Origin of the sequence: Roseimaritima multifibrata, assembly GCF_007741495.1 — a bacterium.
In the GTDB taxonomy this organism is placed as follows: domain Bacteria; phylum Planctomycetota; class Planctomycetia; order Pirellulales; family Pirellulaceae; genus Roseimaritima; species Roseimaritima multifibrata.
Genome location: NZ_CP036262.1, coordinates 5,726,434 through 5,745,515, shown reverse-complemented (window position 1 = coordinate 5,745,515; position 19,082 = coordinate 5,726,434). Strand labels below are relative to the sequence as shown.

The 19,082-nt window shown below is 54.5% G+C and carries 17 protein-coding genes; 13 read left to right on the top strand and 4 right to left on the bottom strand.

The genetic code is table 11. The features are described 5' to 3' along the window. The first annotated feature begins 184 nt into the window (after positions 1 to 184). The 6 genes from FF011L_RS20910 (at position 185) to FF011L_RS26535 (ending at position 6,479) form a co-directional block, all read left to right on the top strand. Positions 185 to 1,900 (top strand): vWA domain-containing protein, encoded by a 1,716-nt coding sequence (locus FF011L_RS20910; protein WP_145353933.1) that lies wholly within the window; start codon positions 185 to 187, stop codon positions 1,898 to 1,900. A 286-nt stretch (positions 1,901 to 2,186) separates the two neighbouring features. Then, positions 2,187 to 3,419: an IS91 family transposase gene (locus tag FF011L_RS20905; protein WP_246109548.1), complete on the top strand. Its 1,233-nt coding sequence runs from the start codon at positions 2,187 to 2,189 to the stop codon at positions 3,417 to 3,419. A 303-nt stretch (positions 3,420 to 3,722) separates the two neighbouring features. Further along, positions 3,723 to 4,241, top strand: a complete 519-nt coding sequence (locus tag FF011L_RS20900; protein ID WP_145353932.1) for a hypothetical protein — start codon at positions 3,723 to 3,725, stop codon at positions 4,239 to 4,241. Positions 4,242 to 4,276: 35 nt separating this feature from the next. Then, a complete protein-coding gene (locus FF011L_RS20895; protein ID WP_145353931.1) occupies positions 4,277 to 4,921 on the top strand; it encodes a hypothetical protein in 645 nt (214 codons plus the stop codon). A 647-nt stretch (positions 4,922 to 5,568) separates the two neighbouring features. Then, positions 5,569 to 6,009 carry a hypothetical protein gene (locus FF011L_RS20890; RefSeq protein WP_145076644.1) on the top strand — a complete coding sequence of 147 codons (441 nt, stop codon included), beginning with the start codon at positions 5,569 to 5,571 and terminating at the stop codon, positions 6,007 to 6,009. A 305-nt stretch (positions 6,010 to 6,314) separates the two neighbouring features. Continuing rightward, on the top strand, positions 6,315 to 6,479 hold the full coding sequence (locus FF011L_RS26535) for a hypothetical protein (protein WP_218932777.1): 165 nt from the start codon (positions 6,315 to 6,317) through the stop codon (positions 6,477 to 6,479). A 1,443-nt stretch (positions 6,480 to 7,922) separates the two neighbouring features. Here FF011L_RS26535 and FF011L_RS20880 read toward each other — a convergent pair. Next, a complete protein-coding gene (locus FF011L_RS20880) occupies positions 7,923 to 9,068 on the bottom strand; it encodes an IS91 family transposase (protein ID WP_145353929.1) in 1,146 nt (381 codons plus the stop codon). Positions 9,069 to 9,071: 3 nt separating this feature from the next. Further along, positions 9,072 to 9,980: a tyrosine-type recombinase/integrase gene (locus FF011L_RS20875; protein WP_145353928.1), complete on the bottom strand. Its 909-nt coding sequence runs from the start codon at positions 9,978 to 9,980 to the stop codon at positions 9,072 to 9,074. 225 nt (positions 9,981 to 10,205) lie between these two features. On the opposite strand from FF011L_RS20875, the gene FF011L_RS20870 reads away from it, so the two are divergent. Then, on the top strand, positions 10,206 to 10,511 hold the full coding sequence (locus FF011L_RS20870) for a hypothetical protein (protein WP_145353927.1): 306 nt from the start codon (positions 10,206 to 10,208) through the stop codon (positions 10,509 to 10,511). Between the two features lie 223 nt (positions 10,512 to 10,734). Then, positions 10,735 to 11,238: a tetratricopeptide repeat protein gene (locus tag FF011L_RS20865; protein WP_145353926.1), complete on the top strand. Its 504-nt coding sequence runs from the start codon at positions 10,735 to 10,737 to the stop codon at positions 11,236 to 11,238. 451 nt (positions 11,239 to 11,689) lie between these two features. Here FF011L_RS20865 and FF011L_RS26530 read toward each other — a convergent pair whose 3' ends face one another. Beyond that, a complete protein-coding gene (locus tag FF011L_RS26530; protein ID WP_218932776.1) occupies positions 11,690 to 11,863 on the bottom strand; it encodes a hypothetical protein in 174 nt (57 codons plus the stop codon). Positions 11,864 to 11,925: 62 nt separating this feature from the next. Between FF011L_RS26530 and FF011L_RS20860 the strand changes: the two genes are divergently transcribed. Then, positions 11,926 to 12,447 carry a hypothetical protein gene (locus FF011L_RS20860; protein ID WP_145353925.1) on the top strand — a complete coding sequence of 174 codons (522 nt, stop codon included), beginning with the start codon at positions 11,926 to 11,928 and terminating at the stop codon, positions 12,445 to 12,447. Between the two features lie 186 nt (positions 12,448 to 12,633). Here FF011L_RS20860 and FF011L_RS20855 read toward each other — a convergent pair whose 3' ends face one another. Beyond that, the gene (locus FF011L_RS20855) at positions 12,634 to 13,023 is read right to left on the bottom strand and encodes a hypothetical protein (protein ID WP_145353924.1); all 390 of its coding nucleotides are present in this window, start codon (positions 13,021 to 13,023) and stop codon (positions 12,634 to 12,636) included. Positions 13,024 to 13,382: 359 nt separating this feature from the next. Between FF011L_RS20855 and FF011L_RS20850 the strand changes: the two genes are divergently transcribed. From FF011L_RS20850 to FF011L_RS20835, 4 genes are all read left to right on the top strand, one after another. Further along, positions 13,383 to 13,781: a hypothetical protein gene (locus FF011L_RS20850; RefSeq protein ID WP_218932775.1), complete on the top strand. Its 399-nt coding sequence runs from the start codon at positions 13,383 to 13,385 to the stop codon at positions 13,779 to 13,781. A gap of 551 nt (positions 13,782 to 14,332) precedes the next feature. Beyond that, positions 14,333 to 15,736 carry a group II intron reverse transcriptase/maturase gene (ltrA, locus tag FF011L_RS20845; protein WP_145353922.1) on the top strand — a complete coding sequence of 468 codons (1,404 nt, stop codon included), beginning with the start codon at positions 14,333 to 14,335 and terminating at the stop codon, positions 15,734 to 15,736. A 369-nt stretch (positions 15,737 to 16,105) separates the two neighbouring features. Next, a complete protein-coding gene (locus FF011L_RS20840) occupies positions 16,106 to 16,510 on the top strand; it encodes a hypothetical protein (protein ID WP_145353921.1) in 405 nt (134 codons plus the stop codon). 1,231 nt (positions 16,511 to 17,741) lie between these two features. Then, positions 17,742 to 18,566, top strand: a complete 825-nt coding sequence (locus tag FF011L_RS20835; RefSeq protein ID WP_145353920.1) for a DUF2059 domain-containing protein — start codon at positions 17,742 to 17,744, stop codon at positions 18,564 to 18,566. Positions 18,567 to 19,082: the final 516 nt, after the last annotated feature.

Genomic DNA, 19,082 nt, shown 5'->3' with positions numbered 1-19,082 from the left:
GGTGAAGGGGCTGTCGTTTTAGTGTGTCGCCTTCCGCTCTGCGAAAGTGGCTTTAAGCGGAGCGTTCTTTCGCGGAGCGAAAGGCGACAATCACTTAACTGACAGCCCGCGAAGGGGTGGGCTCTGCAGCAAGACGGGCAGGTCTTAATTCCATTGCACTGCAAAGCTTGGGGGCAAAAGGAAGATGCCGGAGCCGCAAACCGCGACGGGGAGGGAGCGTCCTGCCGAGAGGGACGCAAGACCGGTCGCCGAGTCCATCAATGGCCGGGATGCGAGGGGGCATGGTGATCCCGATCGCACACGACGGATTGAACTGGAATTGCGGAGGGTGCGATGTCAGGCGGCCGCCGCTCGCTTGGAAGCCAGAGCCGCCCAGTTGGAGTGGATGCTTTATCAGACCTCCACCGCCGAGGAATTGTCGTCGTCTTCAGCATTGGACCTGCCGGATGCCCCGGCCGCTGAATCGGTTTCACGACCCGAGACTCCTTTCGCTGGCCCGATTCAGAGCCATGCCGATTCGCCGGCCATCTTGGAGGGGGCGTCTGCCGCTAACGGCTTGCCGCGAATCCAAAGTTGGGCGGATCTAGAAGCGGGCATGCGTCGCCGCATGAATGACCGTGGGGAAAGCCGTCCCAAGGATCGCTATCGCTTTGACAGCGGCGATACTGCCGCGACCGGTCTGCCGAAGGTGGCACCGGAGGATAAGGTGGCACCGGAGGATAAAGTGGACACCGCGAAAAAGGTCGCTTCCGTTCCACCCAAATCACACCCAAGAAAGAGGACTGCAACGCCGGATCCGTCGGATGACCTATCCATTGCGTCCGAAAAAGAGCGTTCCCCATCAGCGGCCCCTTTGCTAGCCGATGCTTCTCTGCCCTGCTCTCCCCTGCCCCTCCCTTCAAATCGTCCTGCAAAGCGATCTGCAACGCGGTCGGCAACGAGGCCTGCACCTGAGTTGGTAAAGGTGTCGCGTTGCGACCAAAAGACGAATCGGCGGAAGCGGCCAGCTCCTTGGTTTTTCAGTGCGATAGCCCATGCAGCCGTCTTGGTTTTGCTAGCTGGTTTGACGTTATCCATTCAAGTCCCCAAAGATCAGATTGCAATGCAAGCGAGTGCGGTCCAGGCGACCGAAGCAAACAATTTGCAGCAGGTGGAGCTGTCAGAGCCAACTCTGTCGGAGTCGCAAACGGAAACGGTTCTAGACCAGCCGACGGAGGTCGACGCGTTATTGGGGCCGCCAGCGGCAAGTTTGGATTCTCCGTTATTGGATGCTGCCGATGCCGCGGCGGCTACGGCAATTCCGTCAGCTGATACGGCCGATTTGGTTTCTAAGTTGCAGTCAACAAGCGAGGCGACCAGTCAGTTTTGCGGAGTCGATGGCGGCGGGAACCATTTTGTTTATATCGTCGATAGTTCGCAAAGCATGCAAGGCGGGCGGTTCGAATCGGCTCGCAGAGAGCTGTTTCAGGCGATTGAATCTTTGCAGAGCGAGCAACGATTTTATGTGATTTTCTACGACAGTCAGATGGAGCGGATGTGTCTGGCGGAGCCGAATGCTGCAGAGCAATATTCGGTCTGTGCAACGCCGGAGAACAAGCAAGCGCTGCAGCGGTGGGCGATGCGAGTCAAGCTGGAGCGAGGGGCTCCACCGGATGACGCGCTTGAGTTTGCGTTGACGTTGCGTCCGGATGTGATTTTTCTGTTATCCGACGGCGAGTTCCCCGAGCGGATTGAAACCTTGCTTTCCACGCGGAACCGGAACATCAATCTCTTCGGGGACATGGGGCCGATCAGTATCGTGCATACGATCGGCTACCACAGTCGCGAAGGGGAAATCCGAATGCGTCGGATCGCCGAAAAAAACGGAGGCCAATACCGCTACATCGCCCCGCCAAGATAAAGGGACATGCCGCAGAGCCATCCAAGCGGGCGGCCCACACCACGGAAGAGTCTTTAGTAAGCAATCAAATCGTCCAAATAAAAAAAATGCTAGTTCTCTCGGGGGGAGCCGATTATCCAGGGATCAACCATGCTATAAAAGGGATCAACCATGCTATAAAAGGGATTATGCCCTGGATGCTCCAAGGCATAATCATTTTCCAACCTGGACCGTCCGGGAATAATGGATCGTTGCACTGGCCTAACGGGGTTTTTCTTCGGGCGTTTATTTGATTGACGGATTCGTGATGGCAGTCACACTTCAATCGATATTCCAGCGGCACTTCGACGCTTTTGCTGAGAGGCATCGTCTCTCACGCGACATGTTTCGTGCGGCTTGGGCGGTACGCCACTGCCGGACCCGTGAGCTCGGTGGCCACGTCAACAGCTGCCCTGACGGTCACTTCCACCAGATCGCGTACAACTCGTGCCGGCACCGCAGTTGTCCGCAGTGCGGTTGGCTGCCCAAAGAGCAATGGCTCGCCGGTTGGCGGACGCGGTTGCTTCCCTGTCCCCATCATCACATCATCTTCACCGTCCCCCATTCGCTGAACGATCTCTGGCGATTTAACAAGGCTGCCTTCGCCGACACGTTGTTTGCCGCTGCCTCGCAGACGCTGAGCGAACTGCTCGGTGACGTTAAGTTCCTGGGCGGCCGTGTTGGCATTCTGGCGGCCCTGCACACGTGGAACCAGGAGCTGAAATCGCACGTCCACTTGCACACGATCGTGACGGCCGGTGGTCTCGATGGCGACGGACAATGGCGGAAGCCCGTGAAAAAGTGCTTGTTGCCGCGGAAGGTGTTGATGATCAAGTTTCGGGGCAAGTTCAAGGCGATGCTCCGCGAGAAGCTTCGGCAGGGACGGATGAAGCTGCCGCCTGGCATGACTGGCGATGCTTTCGAACGTTTACTGAGGGAACTGACTGCGGTTCCCTGGAACGTTAAGGTCTTCGACGCCTATCGCAACGGTGTCAGTGTGGCGACGTATCTGGCTCGCTACATCAAAGGGGGCCCGATCGGGAATTCACGCTTACTCTCGCTGAAGAACGGACGTGTTGTGTTCCGGTATCGCTTGCCGCATCGTCGCGGAGGGGATGGGAAGAGGCAGGCCAAGATGGACCTTCCGGTCGATACGTTTATCGGTCGCTGGCTGCAGCATGTGCCGCCGAGGCGTTTTCAGACGGTGCGTGGCTATGGGCTGTACTGCGGAAATCAGCACTCGCGTTGGGAGTGTGCCGCCGAAACGCTGGGTGTTCGTGTTGACGTTAACGCCGGAGACGATTTGTCGGTTGAGGAGATTCGCGATTGGCAGGATTGGTGCGAAGCGGCAGGGATGAGCGATGTGTGTCGTTGTCCGAAGTGCAATAAGCGGTTGGTCAGTCATCACGAATTCGCGTCGGGTCGCGGACCGCCGGTGGGAGCTTTGCCGTATCGCCAGAGCGTCAAGCAAGGCAATGTTGCAGGAGGCATGATTGCATGAGCGAGCAACGGATAGCGTATGTCACCGACGTCACCGAAGGTGCGGGATCGCCTCACCGGAAGGCTGTCGGAGGCAAGTGTCACGCTCCCCGAATTCACTGTACATCGCTGAAGCGGCCTGGTAAAATCCTAAGCTTACGATCTGCAGTGGCAAGCCATCGTCCATAGCAATGGCCCGGCCAGAGCAACCAAGACGTTGCACCAGACTTCGGCGTCAGGCGTTTTTGTAAGCCAATGTCCATCCGCCGAAGCAGGTGAACTTAAACGTTGCCGACTAAGAATTTTTCGATCGGAGATTGGATCGGTGCGACGACCGTTGGCCATCCTTGACTTGCTGCTCTTCACTCTCATTGTTGGCGTTCATCTTGCGCACCTTCCTCTTGCCGTTGACCACGCGAATTCTCCTCTGACCCTCCTCATTCCGCTCGTTCCCACACTCACCGCGGTATGGATTCAACTGCGATTTCGCCTCAAAACACTGCAGGCTACGCTCACGCATTACACCGTCTGTGTTGTTTGGGCTTTTCTGTATGGCTACGGATACTGCCTCACGCTGAACGCACGGCAAGCATCCACGCCCACTCACGGTCGCATGTTTGAACCATTTTCTTGGGCCTTCGGCGACATGCGAGAAATGGCTGTTCTTGCACTCCTGACTTCCGCAATCTACGCTGCGGTTTCCTTTTTGATTTTGCGCGGGGCAGACCGGGCGATTACCCCAATGCTCGAAACCCAAATCGCGGCGAACCATCCGATGCAACCGAGCGGCGAAATCGGGCGTTTAGAAGTGGATGATCAACCGTCGCCGCCGGCTGATCGGTAACGTTACCCCACTGTTTTGAACGCTACCTCGTAACGATGACCGAACATTCACCCAAACCGGTTTCTGAGAACAGCGGTGGCAAGGCGTTACGCAACGGCGCGATTGTTGTTCTGTTGCTTGTTGCGTTTACACCCTTGCGTTCGGTCGCATTGCCCATCGCACTTGTTGCTGTTCTTGTTGGCTTCGGTTACGTCTTTCACAGGGTTTTGCGATTCAATCGTTCCGGCGGCATAGCTCTCATCGCTACCGCCACAACCATGCTTTGCGTCTATCTCGCGTTGGTCTATCGCGCAGAACTTCGCCACCAGACACTCCTGTCGCATCTGAACGCCTACGGCAACGTTACTGTTCGCAGAAACGCATTCCCGTTCCCGCACGTGCATCAACTTTCGATCGGGGATGGGGTCGCAAACAGCGATCTCACTACAATCCTGCGACTTGACGGTCTCGATCAACTTACCCATCTCTATCTGGACAATGACATTCTGACTGATACTTGCCTGCAAGACGCCGCAAAGATCAGCGGCTTGGAGTACATCGCTATCGACTGCGACAGAATCAGTGATGATGCTATACTTCAATTTGAGACTCGATTTCCGGAATGCCGTGTCATACCGCAAAATCGCAATTGGCATGATCCGCAAACCGTTTTTCTCGGCACACCTCCAGACGAGGGGTAACAATCGCATGCAACGGAGCCGGGCTTGCGAGTTTTAACAATTGGAGCATCAGCTTTCCCGGCCCGCTGATGCGCACCGTTACCGCACGCAGCACCGGCACGTTTGGTTTTGTGTTTAATCAATTGGTTTTGCGCGGTCTCTGCGCTTCGTCATTGGCCGTGAATGTTGAATGGCGTTTTCGGATGATTAGATTGCGTTTAACGAACTGATGGCCCGTGCCACCGGCGGGCCCGAAGGCCAGGTTCGCAGCGTTCGCCTTCGGTTTCGCTACGGCAATCGCATCGCACGGCACTGTTCGGTCGTCTAGGAATGTGGTGCTTCGATCGCCAACTCAAACGGTAGCGTGGCCAATGCCGTCTTCCTTCGGTTGCTTCATGTTCTGAGGCAGTGCATTTGCTCTCATAAAATAGAAGTCGGGCGTTTCGGTTGTTCTGTGGATGCCCGGTCGCCTATACTCATTCTTGCAGAATCGATTGAGGTGGTTCGCCTTTCGGCAGTTCAGCAATCGGTTTAGCGGTAACCATACAATTCACCAGAGCGGCGAAGTCTGGTGTTTCGAAGTTGAAAATCTCTCGTCGCCGCCGGGTGATTGTCGCCGTTCTGCCACTGAAGCTGTTCCTCAACCGCCAAGCAGCGAATTCGCTCCCATGCTCGGACTGATCCTCACTCTCGTGGTTGTGCTGCCTCTCGCTTGGCTTGCATCCGAATTCCAATCCCGAAAGGAGATACGCATCGCTCTTGGCCTCGCAGCCATTGCGATGGCATTCGGCGTTGCGTGGATCGTCGGCTCGCTTGACAGGCTCAACTCGAACATCTGGTACGGAGCCGCCACGAAGGATTTGATTCAAAACACAATCGTGGAATTGGAAAATGGCAACGACGACCGTGTGCTGACCGAGTTGCGTGCGTTGCGTTCCAAATTTCATCCAACATACGAGACTCGTGCGGACTATGACAAACTCGTCGCGACGTATGTAAACGCCGTGTCGGATGAGCCTATACTTCATGAACGCGGTGACCCGAGGTGGGCGGATGACGTCCCGACTGACTCCAATCCACTAGGACCCGAATCGCAGGCAGAACCATGAAATGCACGGGAGAACGGGTGGTCCGTTTTCTCGTCAGCTTGCAAGTCGTTAGCCCGTTCCCCGTGATTTCTACCGTTATCGCAACTAAACGCAGGCTTCCTACGAACGCTCAAATCCATACCAACGCAAACTCCGAATCGCGTGGCCACAAAACGCCGCGCCTGCCATTCGTGCTTGCGCTCGGTTCGCTTGTCGGGCTCCTTACTCTCGTTGGATACACATGGTGCTACGCTTGGTCTACAGGTCAAGTTCCATCTTCGGACGCAACGCCCTCCGCCGGCGGACCGTGGAACCACAACGCAGTCATGACCACATTCGTTGACTACATCTGTCTCGCTGGCACTCTGTCCGGAGTTCTCGGAGTGATCTGCGCGATCGTCACTCGCACCACCACGCACCGTGTGTTTGCGATCACTTCATTTGTGGTCTCACTTGTTACCGTCGGGTATCATGTCGTTCTCATCGACTGACTTTAATTCTGGTTCGGCCAAGAGTGCGATAACCATGCGATGATACGGAGCGGCGGTGGTCGCCGTTTTCGCAGTGGCTGAGTCGTTCGCCGCCGCCCGCATATCGCTACCGTTCCCCGACTAAGACAAGGAGCACAGGCTTGCCCTCACATCGTAAACGCGTCTCCTGGCGCCGCTTCAGCATCCAATCGGCATTGATTGCAGTCGCATGTACTTCAGTGATATTCGCAACGTACAGACTCGGTTTAAAACACGGACGTTCGCTTGGACCAATCGTCCCAACGAACGTTTCTGTCAACCACATATACTCACGCGATTATGACATTTCAGATCTCGCGAAATCAGATGAAGAAACGGAACTAATTATCAGCACGATCCGCAAATCGGTTGACACAGTCAATTGGGACGTCGCTGGCGGTTATGCTGAACTACGACATGATCCCGGATCGCAAACTATTGCTGTGTCGCACGTTTGGCCTGGCCACGTTGAATTGGTGCGTTTTCTCGAAACCGCTCGTGAGTATGCGGCGTTTGGCCGTGGGCTTGAAGTCACGCTCGAGGATGCAAGCACAAACTTCTGACACCAGTTCGGGGAACCATCCGATGCAACCGAGCGGCGAAGTCGGGCGTTTTGGAAGTGGAAGATCAACTGTCGCCGCCGGCTGATCGCCAACGTTATCCGACTAAGCATTCAGCAATACTGCCATGACACACGTTTACGATTGGGGATTGCGTGGCCCGGACTGCCTGGCAATCAAATGTCCGCAATGTGCGTCTGAGGCTCGGTTCACGGTTACAATTCGCGAAGATGAGAAGGGAAACCGTCTTCGTGATGAAACCGGCAGATGCACTTGCCCTTCTTGTGGATACGCCAAATCACATCAACTGATGTGGCCGGACGATGCCTACTTCTGCGTTGATGTTGACGAAACAAATCTTTGGGCATGGACTCGCGATCACGCAATTGCGATTCGCGACTTCGTTGAATCTAATTCTCGTGACGTGTCGGCTTTTCCCGGATTCAAATTGTCGCTACTTCATCTCCCGAACGAACTACTTCAGAAATCGGCGCGTCAACTGGTTGTAAAACGAATCAATCGAATGCTCGACGGAAAATGATTGTCACAAATCGTCGGATAACCAGTAAGCCTTTGACTTCGCGAGGTACGAGCCGAAGCTCAAGGGCTTTGTTCAAGAGGCCGCTGAATTGCCTTAAAACGCCCTGTGGTTTTTGCTTCGGGTGCGAGACGCGGTAGACGTGTTTTTTGGGCGGCGTTTGATGTCGAATGGCCCGTTGCTTGTGGCGGGCAGCGTCTTTTGTAAGCGTTTCCCGTTGGACATGACGTTGATTTTCTGCTGTTTTCCGTTTTGAGCGCAGAACGGTAGCGGTCGCCTTCCGGAGGACGTTTTTGTGTTGACGGTTAGTGGGTGCGTAGCGGTCATTTATCCACTGTCGAAGTACGCGAGTGCTTGATCCGTTTGATCGATGACGATCGCGTCGTAAGTCACTGCCACGACTTTCATCTCATCACCGCATGCCGCACATCGAAGCGATGCGGTAAGTGGCTTTTCCTGAGGGGCGTATCCACTGGCCAGCCAAAACGTCCAGCCGAGTGAAAGCCACACCAGCCACTTCACTTCCTCGATCCGGACTTTGCTGTTGGCACTCATCCAGCCGTAATGGCGGATCTTCATGAACCCGCTGGGCAGGATGTGCTGTGCGAAGCTGCGGACGAACGTGTCGCCATCAACGGTTCGGATCACGGTCCCCTTCGACTTGGACGGACGGACCGTGTACTTCACGATCGACTCATCCACCGAGACGATTCGTTTATCGCTGATTGCGACACGATGGACATACGGGGCGAGGTATTTTAATGTCGGCTCCGCATGACCGACGGGTTGGATGTCGACCACGAAGTCTTTCTTCCATTCACGTGGATCGACCAAGTCATACAGTCCTGCCTTGCGAAACTCTTCGGCCAGTTTGGCCTTGTAGACTCGGATCAGCGTTCCATGATGAAACAGGAAGTTTTTGGGTGCACTCCGCCATTCAATGGCATTGCCGTTGTCATCAACTTTCACGCCGCCGCCTGGAACGACATAGTGAATGTGTGGATGAAACGTTTGCAGGTCTCGCCCCCAGGTATGGAGGACTCCGAAGTAGCCGAGCTTGCATCCACGCAGTGACTTCGTGGCGGCTCCGACGTCTCGAATGCTTTGGCTGCTGGCATCGAACAGGCACCGGTAACCTTCACGTTGCTCCTGTTCGCTAACAGTGCGCAGCATCGACCCTAGCTCACGGGGGACCGTGAACGTGACCAGGAAGTGATGAACCGGCATCGTTTTGGCTCGCTGTTTCTCGACCCAGGCTTGCGTCTTTTCGTGACCGCAGGAGGTGCAGTGACGATTTCCGCAGCTTCGTCCCACCCAGTGTTCCCGGCCACAACCGGTACACTGATACTGCACTCCGCCCAGGGCACCGGTGCGGCAGCGTGTGATTAGCGAGAAGACTTTCTGCTGAGTACGAGACAACGATCTAGCAACGGTCGGCCCATGCACGCGAAGGGCTTCGGCGAGCGTTGCCACGAATTACTTGCGGCGAAACAGCCTTTCGATCGTCGCCCGAGCATTGGCTTCTGCACTGTCGGTCAGGTGCAGATAAATCATCGTCGTCTGTAGACTGCTGTGTCCGAGGAACTGCTGAATGGCTTTGAGTGATACCCCGGCCTCCAGTAGATACGTGGCGTAGGAATGACGCAGCGTATGCGTCGAAACCTTTTTGCGGAATTTCAATTTCCTGGCGATGCTACCGATCGCTTTTTGAACGGTTGAGGTGGCGATCGGAGTTTCTGACATAGCCGACTGTTGGTGGTCGCGTCCATCGGCTGGGAAGAGGAATCGCTCGTGCTGGTGAGTGACCCAGTGTTTTCGCAGCCAGAGGAGCGTTGTCGTTGGAAGGGGGACGTAACGGTCTTTCGCTCCTTTGCCACGATGGATGTGAACCATCATCCGCTTCGAGTCGATGTCGCCGACCTGCAGGTTGCGGGCTTCCTCCAGTCGCAGGCCCATCGAATAAGCCGTCCAGTAGAAGAGAGCGATCCGCTCGACCTTGCAGGCGTCAATGATCGCGTGAACCTGAGCGATCGTGATGACCTCTGGAAGAGTCTTGGATCGTTGGAGTTTCATGGTAGCAAGCGTTTCAAAGTCACGTTTGCAGGTTCGAGTATAAAAGAACTTGATGCCACTGAAGGCAACGCGGATAGAACCGTAAGCGAATTCTTTTTCGTTCTTGAGATACAGAAAGTACCTGCGTAGTTGCGGCTCGGTGACGCGGTCCGGAGTCTTCTTAGCCCAGTCAGCAAGTTGGCGGACGGCACGCAGGTAACCATGGACCGTCCGTTTGCTCATGCCAGCCAACTGGAGGTCTTCGTTCATGGTACGGTAAAGATCACCGCAGAAAAACTTCGAAGCCGCAGGCAGTTTGTTGTAGTCAACCATTCGACAAAATCCTTGTAGAAGTAAAGAAACATCACAAGGAATATGCCTCCGCGCTAAAATTCCGCTAAACTACAGAACCAAACCACCACCCGCCGCGAAGCGGCTTACTTGAACCATCGCGTGAACCGGAGAACGCGAACTGAGCGATCTGGCCGTTAGAGACTTTTCCGCGCGTTCCCGGTTACGCGTAACGTTATCGCATCTGAACTTTGACGCTGCACGCGAATGGAACCGTTTCATCAACTGCGAATCCCTAACGCCGTCGTCGCCGATGTCAACGCCGAACTAAAGGCGATTGGCCTAACTCTTACGCACCAATCCGATTCGTGGCTCGGCTCGAAACAACCGCACCTTCGCGACGTGATCTGCGAATGTATGGGGCGACGAACCGTGCTTGCTGTCGGCCTTGACCCGAAAGACAAATCACGCACCTTGATCGTTTACGTCAACCGCGGTGACGACTCGTTGTCACGTGATGTTCGCGCCCATTTCGAGGCACTCGGTGCATCATGGGGGTACTTCGATGATTAACTGTCATGACGATACCGGCTTGGTTGTTGCTCCGAGGGCTTACGGGACGCTAGACTGACACTTCACCGGTATCGAACTGGGCACTCATTCGGTGTGCTTGCCGAAACTGGCGATAACCAGAAAATTGCACGGGAGTGGCGGTGGCCGTGCGTTTCGAAGTGGTTGATCAAATCCCGCCACCACCGTGAATTTCGACGTTATCCGCCTCAGTCGGCAATGAATCATGGAACCCGACGATACCATATGGGCGATTCGACATCGCGCAGGCGAATGGGATGCGTCCGACATAGATCAACTGATTGATCTCTCGAAGTCTCACCCAGATGATCCGTACTTACTTGACGTGCTTGGCGACCTCTCTCGTGTGGTCAAACATCCGTCCTTGCCCGACGATTTCGCATTCCGATGCTACACTCAAGCTGTTGCCGCCGACCCGTCGTATTCTGCAGCCCATCTGTCCCTTGGGTATTGGCATGATACGATGGGGAATCTGCCCGACGCGAAAAACCATTTCTTGCTGGCGATCGCGAGCGGCTCAGATGAAATTGCTCGGGTTCCACTCGCGTCCGTGCTTGCTCAACTGGGCGACAGAACATCCGCGTATGTGGAACTCGACAAATGCGTCGATTCGGAAGATTTAGATGTATCAAGAATGCGCACGGAGATCGAAAACGGTCAGCATGACCCACTGGACATTGATCTCATAGAATGTGAACCCGGCGGATAACAACAGCATGCAGCCGAGTTGCGATCGGCGCGTTTTTACATTGAGCATCAATCGTCGCAACCGCCTGATGCTCGACGTTACCGCACGCAGCACCGGCACGTTTGGTTTTGTGTTTGATCAGTCGGTTTTGCGCGGTCTCTGCGCTTCGTTATTGGCCGTGAATGTTGAATGGCGTTTTCGGATGATTAGATTGCGTTTGACGAACTGATGGCCCGTGCCACCGGCGGGCCCGAAGGCCAGATTTACAGCGTCCGCCGTCAGTTTCGCTACGTCAATCGGATCGCACGGCACTGTTTGATCGACCAAGAATGCGGTGCTCCGATAATCGCCAAATCAGACGGTAGCGTGGCCAATGCCATCTTCCTTCGGTTGCTTAATGTCCTGTGGCAGTGCATTTGCTCTCATAAAACAGAAGTCGGGCGTTTCGATTGTTCTGTGGATGCCCGGTCGCCTATACTCGTTCTTGCAGAATCGATTGAGGTGGTTTGCTCTTCGGCAGGTCAGCAATCGGTTTTGCGGTAACCATGCAATTCACCAGAGCGGCGGATCTGGCGTTTAGAAGTTGAGAATCACTCATCGCCGCCAGGTGATTGCCGACGTTCCCCGACTGATTGAATGTTTGCACCGCTCGTCCTGCCCTTCCAAATTACCGTAGCTACCTTCGCGATTCTTTGGTGCTTGGGTGCGATGTCACTTCGGTCCCCAAAGCGAATTGCTTGGCTGACTCTTGCCGGTATGCTCCTCTTCATCCCATCCTGCGTCGGAGTGATGGCAGTTGTCGACTTGCAACGTTACGGTCGATTCGATTACGCAAACGCGTCTCAGGTTCCCAGGGATGGGGACATTGAGATTCCAACAGATGCTACGGACATTACTCTTTATCGAAATGGCGCGGGTCACTGGTCGAAGTTCACCATCGACACTCCGTCGTTACGATCTTGGGTCGACGAGCGTCGTTCATTGCGTCCAGACTTGAATCAACACCATGACGATGATGAATGGCTGCCAAAATTAGGCGGTCCTCTGTGGCAGCAGCACATGATCGAATTGAGCCAGCAAGTTTTCAGCGACCGTTTTCCAGATACCGGCTGGACCTACGACCCATCAATGCTGGAATTGTACGTCAGGCGTTCTGACCGAGGTGGCGGCTACACCCTCTGGCATGTACCATCCAGTGGTGACACGTATATCAGCGCCCGATACTGGTAATGCGGCGAACCATTCCGATGCACGGGAGCGGCGAAGTCGCGTTTTGTGACAATTGAACATTCCTCGTCGCCGCCCCGTGATCGGCGACGTTCGGCCGGCGTCAAAGTGGATTCACCGCTTAGCCCTAGGTTCTCCAGCGCGTCTATTTTTCGTTTGGGGCGACTCGAATGAAACCGTGTCCATTCTTCACTTGGAAAGGCGTTGCTGCTGCACGGTGTGTGCTGGTAAAGCAGTGTAGTGGTAAGCCAAATACCAAGTGGCAAGGGCAACGCAAATCTGGGCCATGACACAAAGTAGGATGACAACCAATTGAGCGAGTTCATTTGTCACAGCGTCAAAGCCCCTTGGTGGGAGCGCGTACTCATAGAGTACAACATAAGTGCCAACGGAAGCACCGAGGCAAGCTGCCATTGCAAACAAGCCAATCATAACCGTGGCGACGGTAGAGAGATTTAATTTCTTCCCCCGACGGTTTAGGGCCCTTCCTGCAAGAATTCTTCCGAGCGGCAATCCCACCACCCATACCGACACCACGGCCGCGATCGGAAAGACAAAGATCTCTACTGGGAAGTACATCCGTTTTAATGCTCCTCACCCTTGGTGCCTGTCAAATGTATCACGTGCTCAAACCAGGCACTTCAAACGCCATTTGTTCCGGCATGGTGCAGAACCTTAGTCTAGACGCTCGCTTCTTTTAGGCATATACGAAAGAGAGATTTTCCCGGTCCCAGCATGAACCGTAGGGTCTGGCTCTAAACTACGCCTTCACCCATTTATTCTGCGGCATGGCATTCTGTTCGCTGCTGCTGTCATGAACGCGCCGACGAACCAACCGTTGGGCCGGAGTGCTCATCGGACCTTTGACTGAGGGTTAAATCGTCTGTTCGCACCCGGTCAACGCCACCGTTAGGCCCTCGAAAATGAAGCGTCGCGAGATGAACGCATTGGCACATTCTTTGTGTGCTTTCCTATGCTCGCGAAACAACGACATCAATGGCTACTGGGGTATCGGCGTGCTCTGTGCTTTTGCCAAGCGAGAACGGAAACCGAAATTCAGCTTCAAAATCTATCCCGGCGAATTGCTACGAATCTATAGCTGCGAGATCACGAACTCGAACGTCGTGACAGACAAACTTGTGAAATTCGACTTGGACACGATCGAAGGACGTCTCTCCTTTTTTGAGGATGGCCGGTATCCGCATGGCGCAGAAAAATATACCTGCGGCATTGCGATCGCCGTTACGCAAGAAGGTCGCACCGGATTGAGTATGAGTCATGTAGAATGTTGGCCACACGATGAATCCCGTGAACGGCGTCGTGCTTGCTTTGATTAGCCCTGAAGCACAAGTCTCGATGATGCATTGAGACAACCAACTGGGCCTAACAATGCCGTGAACGTGCGGACTGGCAAGGTCTGCTTGACTAGCGGGTGTGAATCCCGCCTGGGTAAACGCTAGCCACGTGCCCAGTATCGAGTGTTGCAGCGGCTGCATAAGACCTTTGGTCGAAGTCAGTCGTTGAAGCGTACACAGAAAGGTAGTGAGGATGAAGCGATCGTAGGTGGCCCTGCGACGTTGAATGGAATTAGCCCCGAAATTTTGTACCTGTTGGATCCTGCCCAAGGTTTGTTCACGCCTGAAGGCAATATCGTTTGCAGCATTATTGGCAAGCTGCAAAGGAAGACCCGGGGTCGGCGGCCCATTCGCACTACACATCAAGTCAAGCAGGCAACCAGTGAGACCCTGATGTTCTTGCTCGCTCGGCGACCTCCAGTCGCAAGCGAGCGAGTATGTCTTAGGAGTGGAATAAGCGACGAAGGCAAATGACATTCAGGGAGTCGGATGACCGAATAGTACCGCAGAAGCTTGAAAACCAATCAAGTGGAATGAAGCTGGGTAATGCTGGTGAAGGGAAGGCGGTCAGGCCAACATGCGTACAAGATTCCGAGTCGCCCACACTCAGTGGTGGGAGTTCGGTTCTGGATCGTCTTGGACGCATCACCGAAAGAGCGACAGCGCATCCCAACGAGGTTTTCAATAACCTCTTCTCGCTGCTCAATTACGAGCTGCTGTGGTATGCGTTTCGCCGACTGAAACGAGGAAAAGTGCCGGGGGTGGATGGCCGCACCGTGGAGGACTACGAGGAGGATCTAAAGAGTAATCTGCTGAACCTTCTGGAGCGCCTTCATGATGGAAGCTATCGACCCAATCCCAGTCTGCGAGTGAACATTCCGAAAGGGAATGGGAAGAGTCGCCCACTGGGGATCGCCTGTGTGGAAGACAAGCTCGTTCAGCGAGCGGTCGTGATGGTTCTGGAACGGATTTACGAGGTCGACTTTTACGACACTTCGTATGGCTTCCGTCCCAAGCGATCATGCCACCAAGCGCTTGCGGTACTCGGTCGAACGATCGCCACAAAGAAAGTGAACTGGGTAAGTGACGCCGATATCGAAGGTTTCTTCGATAACGTGTCGCACGACCGGCTGCTTGAGCTGGTGCAGATTCGCATCAGCGATCCCAAGCTGCTCGAACTGGTTCGCCGCTTTCTGAAGGCAGGAGTTCTGATCGATGGCAAACAGGAAGCAACCGAGGAGGGAGTCCCGCAAGGGGCTAGCCTCTCTCCGCTACTTGCAAACGTCTACTTGCATTACGTTCTGGACGAGTGGTTCGAGCGTGATGTGAAACCGCGTATGCGTGGCTATGCGTCCCTGATCAGGTATGCAGATGACTTCATCTGCTGCTTTGAACTGGAATCGGATGCGCGGAGATACCAAGCGGTGTTGCCGAAACGTCTTGCTCGATTTTCGTTGTCGGTCGCTGAGGATAAGACAAAGCTGCTTCGTTTTGGTCGTTTCGCCCGCCGGGATTCCACCCGGCATGGCGAAGGGTCCCCCGGCATTTTCGACTTCCTCGGATTCACTCACTACTGTGGGCGCAGTCGCGCCGGGAAATTCAAGCTGAAACGGAAGACCTCTGGGAAGAAGTATCGTCAGAAATTGGTTGAACTGCGTAAATGGTTCCGAAGTCAGCTAGACACACCGATTGGTGAGATGTGGCAGACGTTGAACGCGAAGCTTCGTGGTCACTATCAGTATTATGGAGTCAATGACAATTGGCCAATGCTGATGGCGTACCGCAACCGAGCCCGCGTGATGGTCAAACGTCACTTGAGCCGCCGGAGTCAGAGCAGCTACGTGAACTGGACGCATCTCGATCGTCTGAGCGACCGTCATCCCTTAGCGAACCCTCGCCGCTTGACTGACCTGATCGCGATGACGGGTACACAGTGAAGTGCCGTGTGAGAGGTGTTGGTTGGGAGCCGGATGCTAGAAAGTGGCACGTCCGGATCTGAGAGGGGCCGGAGGTCAATGCGGCGGAGTTGGAGTTTTGGAACACGACGATCGAGAAATCGGTGGTAATCGGTGAGCTAGAGCACTAACCTAAACCAAAGAGACCCCGGTCTACTCGCCCGGAGCGGCGAAGTCGGGCGGATTCACATGGAAAATCAATCGTCGCCGCCCGGTTACGGCTGACGTTACGTGATTCATTTGACACCTCTCGCTGAATCGCTATAGTTTCACTGTGCGAAAGCACTTTACTCCTTCCTGGCGGAAGGCACTTAAACAAATACTTCCTCTATCGGGGAAAAAGGAACCGAGATGGTTGACCTAGATCTGAGCGCGCTCTCCGCGCCAGTTGAAGCGCTTCGCGGCGACGTAACAGAGGCGTACAAACGTCTGGACGCTAGATGGGAAGAGGTTGCGGAGCAACTAAAGAAATTGCCAATTCCATGCACGATTGGCTTTAAGTATGGCGAGAATCCTAATGACCCTGAAGATTACGATCGCCTCGAGTGGCGGAAATGGCGGGGTGAAAAGGCTATTTGCCTCGCTTCCTATCGCTGGGAACGTGATCCGTATGGCGAATGGGGCACTTCTTGCTCCGTCAAGCTCTATGACGAATGGAGTGCTGAACAGCGTCTGAAAATGCTGGAGCACGTGCCTGGGCTATTCGAGTCTGCCGTCGATCAGGTCAGAGAGTTCATCAAGAAAACGCAAGTTTAGGAGCACCAACATGGATTCTCCAGAACTTCCCACGATCCCACTTTGGGTCATGTCCTTTTGCTGCATCGCTCCATTTCTTGCGCTGATCCTTTTTGCCTGCGCACAGTTCATGGGCGTCACAGTCTCAACTTCGCCCGTTTTTTGCTTATCGTTATTATGTGGCGAGACAACGCGGCGTCTATTGGGCGGTCGTGGACTAACTTTAAACGTCAATTTGCCACGCCTTACTAAGCGTAATTGAAGACACGTAACCATCGGTTGCAAGTGCGGACTGGCAAGGTCTGCTTGACTAGCGGGTGTGAATCCCGCCTGGGTAAACCCTAGCCACGTGCCCAGTATCGAGTGTTGCAGCGGCTGTATAAGACCTTTGGTCGAAGTCGCCGCTTCCGCGTACACCAAAAGGTAGTGAGGATGAAGCGATCGTCGGTGACCCTGCGACGTTGAATGGATTTTGGATTCGCCCCGAAATTTGGTAACTGTGGGATTCTGCCCAAGGTTTGTTCATGCCTGAAGGCAACATCTTCTGCAGCATTATTGGCAAGCTGCAAAGGAAGCCCCGGCGTCGGCGGCCCATTCGCACTACACATTAAGTCAAGCAGGCAACCAGTGATACCCTGATGTTCTTGCTCGCTCGGCGACCGCCAGTCGGAAGCGACCGAGTATGTCTTAGGAGTGGAATAAGCGACGAAGACAAATGACATTCAGGGAGTCGGATGACCGAATAGTACCGCAGAAGCTTGAAAACCAATCAAGTGGAATGAAGCCGGGTAATGCTGGTGAAGGGAAGGCGGTCAGGATTTCACGCGATGCCGTTTGGGCACCGACCGTACTCAGTGACGGACTCTCGGTGATACCCCAGTGGTATCGCAGTTTCGCTTTTGGGATGGGAGTTCAGTAGCACACGACGTTGTTTCGTCCATGCGTACACCTCCGCGTGGCTTCGAGGCAATCGAATGTGACCTGCCTGTCTTCGAGAACGATACCAAGTGAAGTCTGGGAGCCGGATGCTAGAAAGTGGCATGTCCGGATCTGAGAGGGGCCGGAGGTCAATGCGGCGAAGTTGGAGTTTTGGAACACGACGATCGAGAAATCGGTGGTAAACGGTGAACTCAAGCACTAACCTAAACCAAAGAGACCCCGGTCTACTCGCCCGTAGTCCGGCATGGCGCGAATAGAAATGGAAACTACACTGGCCGGGCCCGCTGACGGCCAACGTTCCGCAGGAGATAATATGAGTCACTTACGTCTATCGTTGATCGTCGCGGCATTGTTGATGCTTGCACACGTGCAGGCTTTGGCTCAAGACGCACCTCCGTTCAAGGACGCCGTTCGCAAGTTTGCAGATGCGAGAAAGGCTATTGCGACTTACGAACTATTGCTAACAATCAACGAACGGGGGCGTCCACAGCGAGCTACCGATGGGGTCCTTTACCCTGCGGTCAGCGAACCGGTGGTGACGCTTGAGATCGCCGCTGATCTAAAGTCTGATAGATTGCTCGTCGCGGAGCATCAAATTAATGACGGCAAAAAGGTGCTAAAGCGATTGGATGTCCGCACACCGAAGTACAGCATTTCGGAGCGAGACTCCCGAGGATCGATCATGCCTCCAGGGAATCACCGTATCGATGGGTATTTTGACCCGCTTGCACTCGGTATCGCCGCAATCGGGGATATGAGTCGCGGTACATCATTGGCCGGTGTCGTAAGAAACTACATGGATTGGCCATCGTTAGAATCGCAGCTCCTTGCCGACGGAATCATCCAGTACGGTGAGGACGATGGCGAGACGTCGTATTTGCTGTTTCTAGATGCCAAACGCGGCTACTCGCCTATTCGATTGCGTGACTATACAGGTCATGGGGGCGTTTTCCGTGTCGATCAGTTGTCTAGCTTAAGGGACGGTATCTGGCTCCCCGCATCAGCGATAGTTGAGGAACCCGAGCGGATTCGGATGATGCAGTTTGAGTGGAGGACCGTCAATTCAAGCATCGACGAGCGATTCGATTTGCCTGAGATTGAGGCGACGTATGATATTGATTTGATCGACAAGCGTTAATGGAAAGGCTTGCCGAACCATGCGGTGAACCGGATTCGCCGATGACGCGGTTTGCGAAGGTCATAGTTTTTCGGCGGCGGCTCGGTTACCTCCAGAGATCTTGCCGGCTGGCGCGCCTTCCATGCTGGCAATCAATACTCTCGGTGATCGATCGGTTCTTTCGGCCCAGCGTCCCTTGCCGCTTTCGTGGTAGCCTAAGTCTGTCGGGCAGTCATTGTTCGCATCTGACTAGAGCAACCTAGCACATCCATTCGCGAAATTAGCGTTATTAGCGGGCAATGTTGCGCGCGTGTTTTTGCCCGCGAATAACGCTAATCTACGCGAATGATAGGGCTGGTGATGCTCAGTCGACCTTGATGCGTGTTGCCGCTGCTCCACGACTCGGTATCGATTCTTATTGCTCGGCTCCATTTCGGCCAGTATGTTGAGGGCATGCAATATCGATGCGATTGCCGAATCGTTCGATGTGCTTGACGCCCATTACAAGAACCACGTGGTGCATGCAAGCGGGGGCAA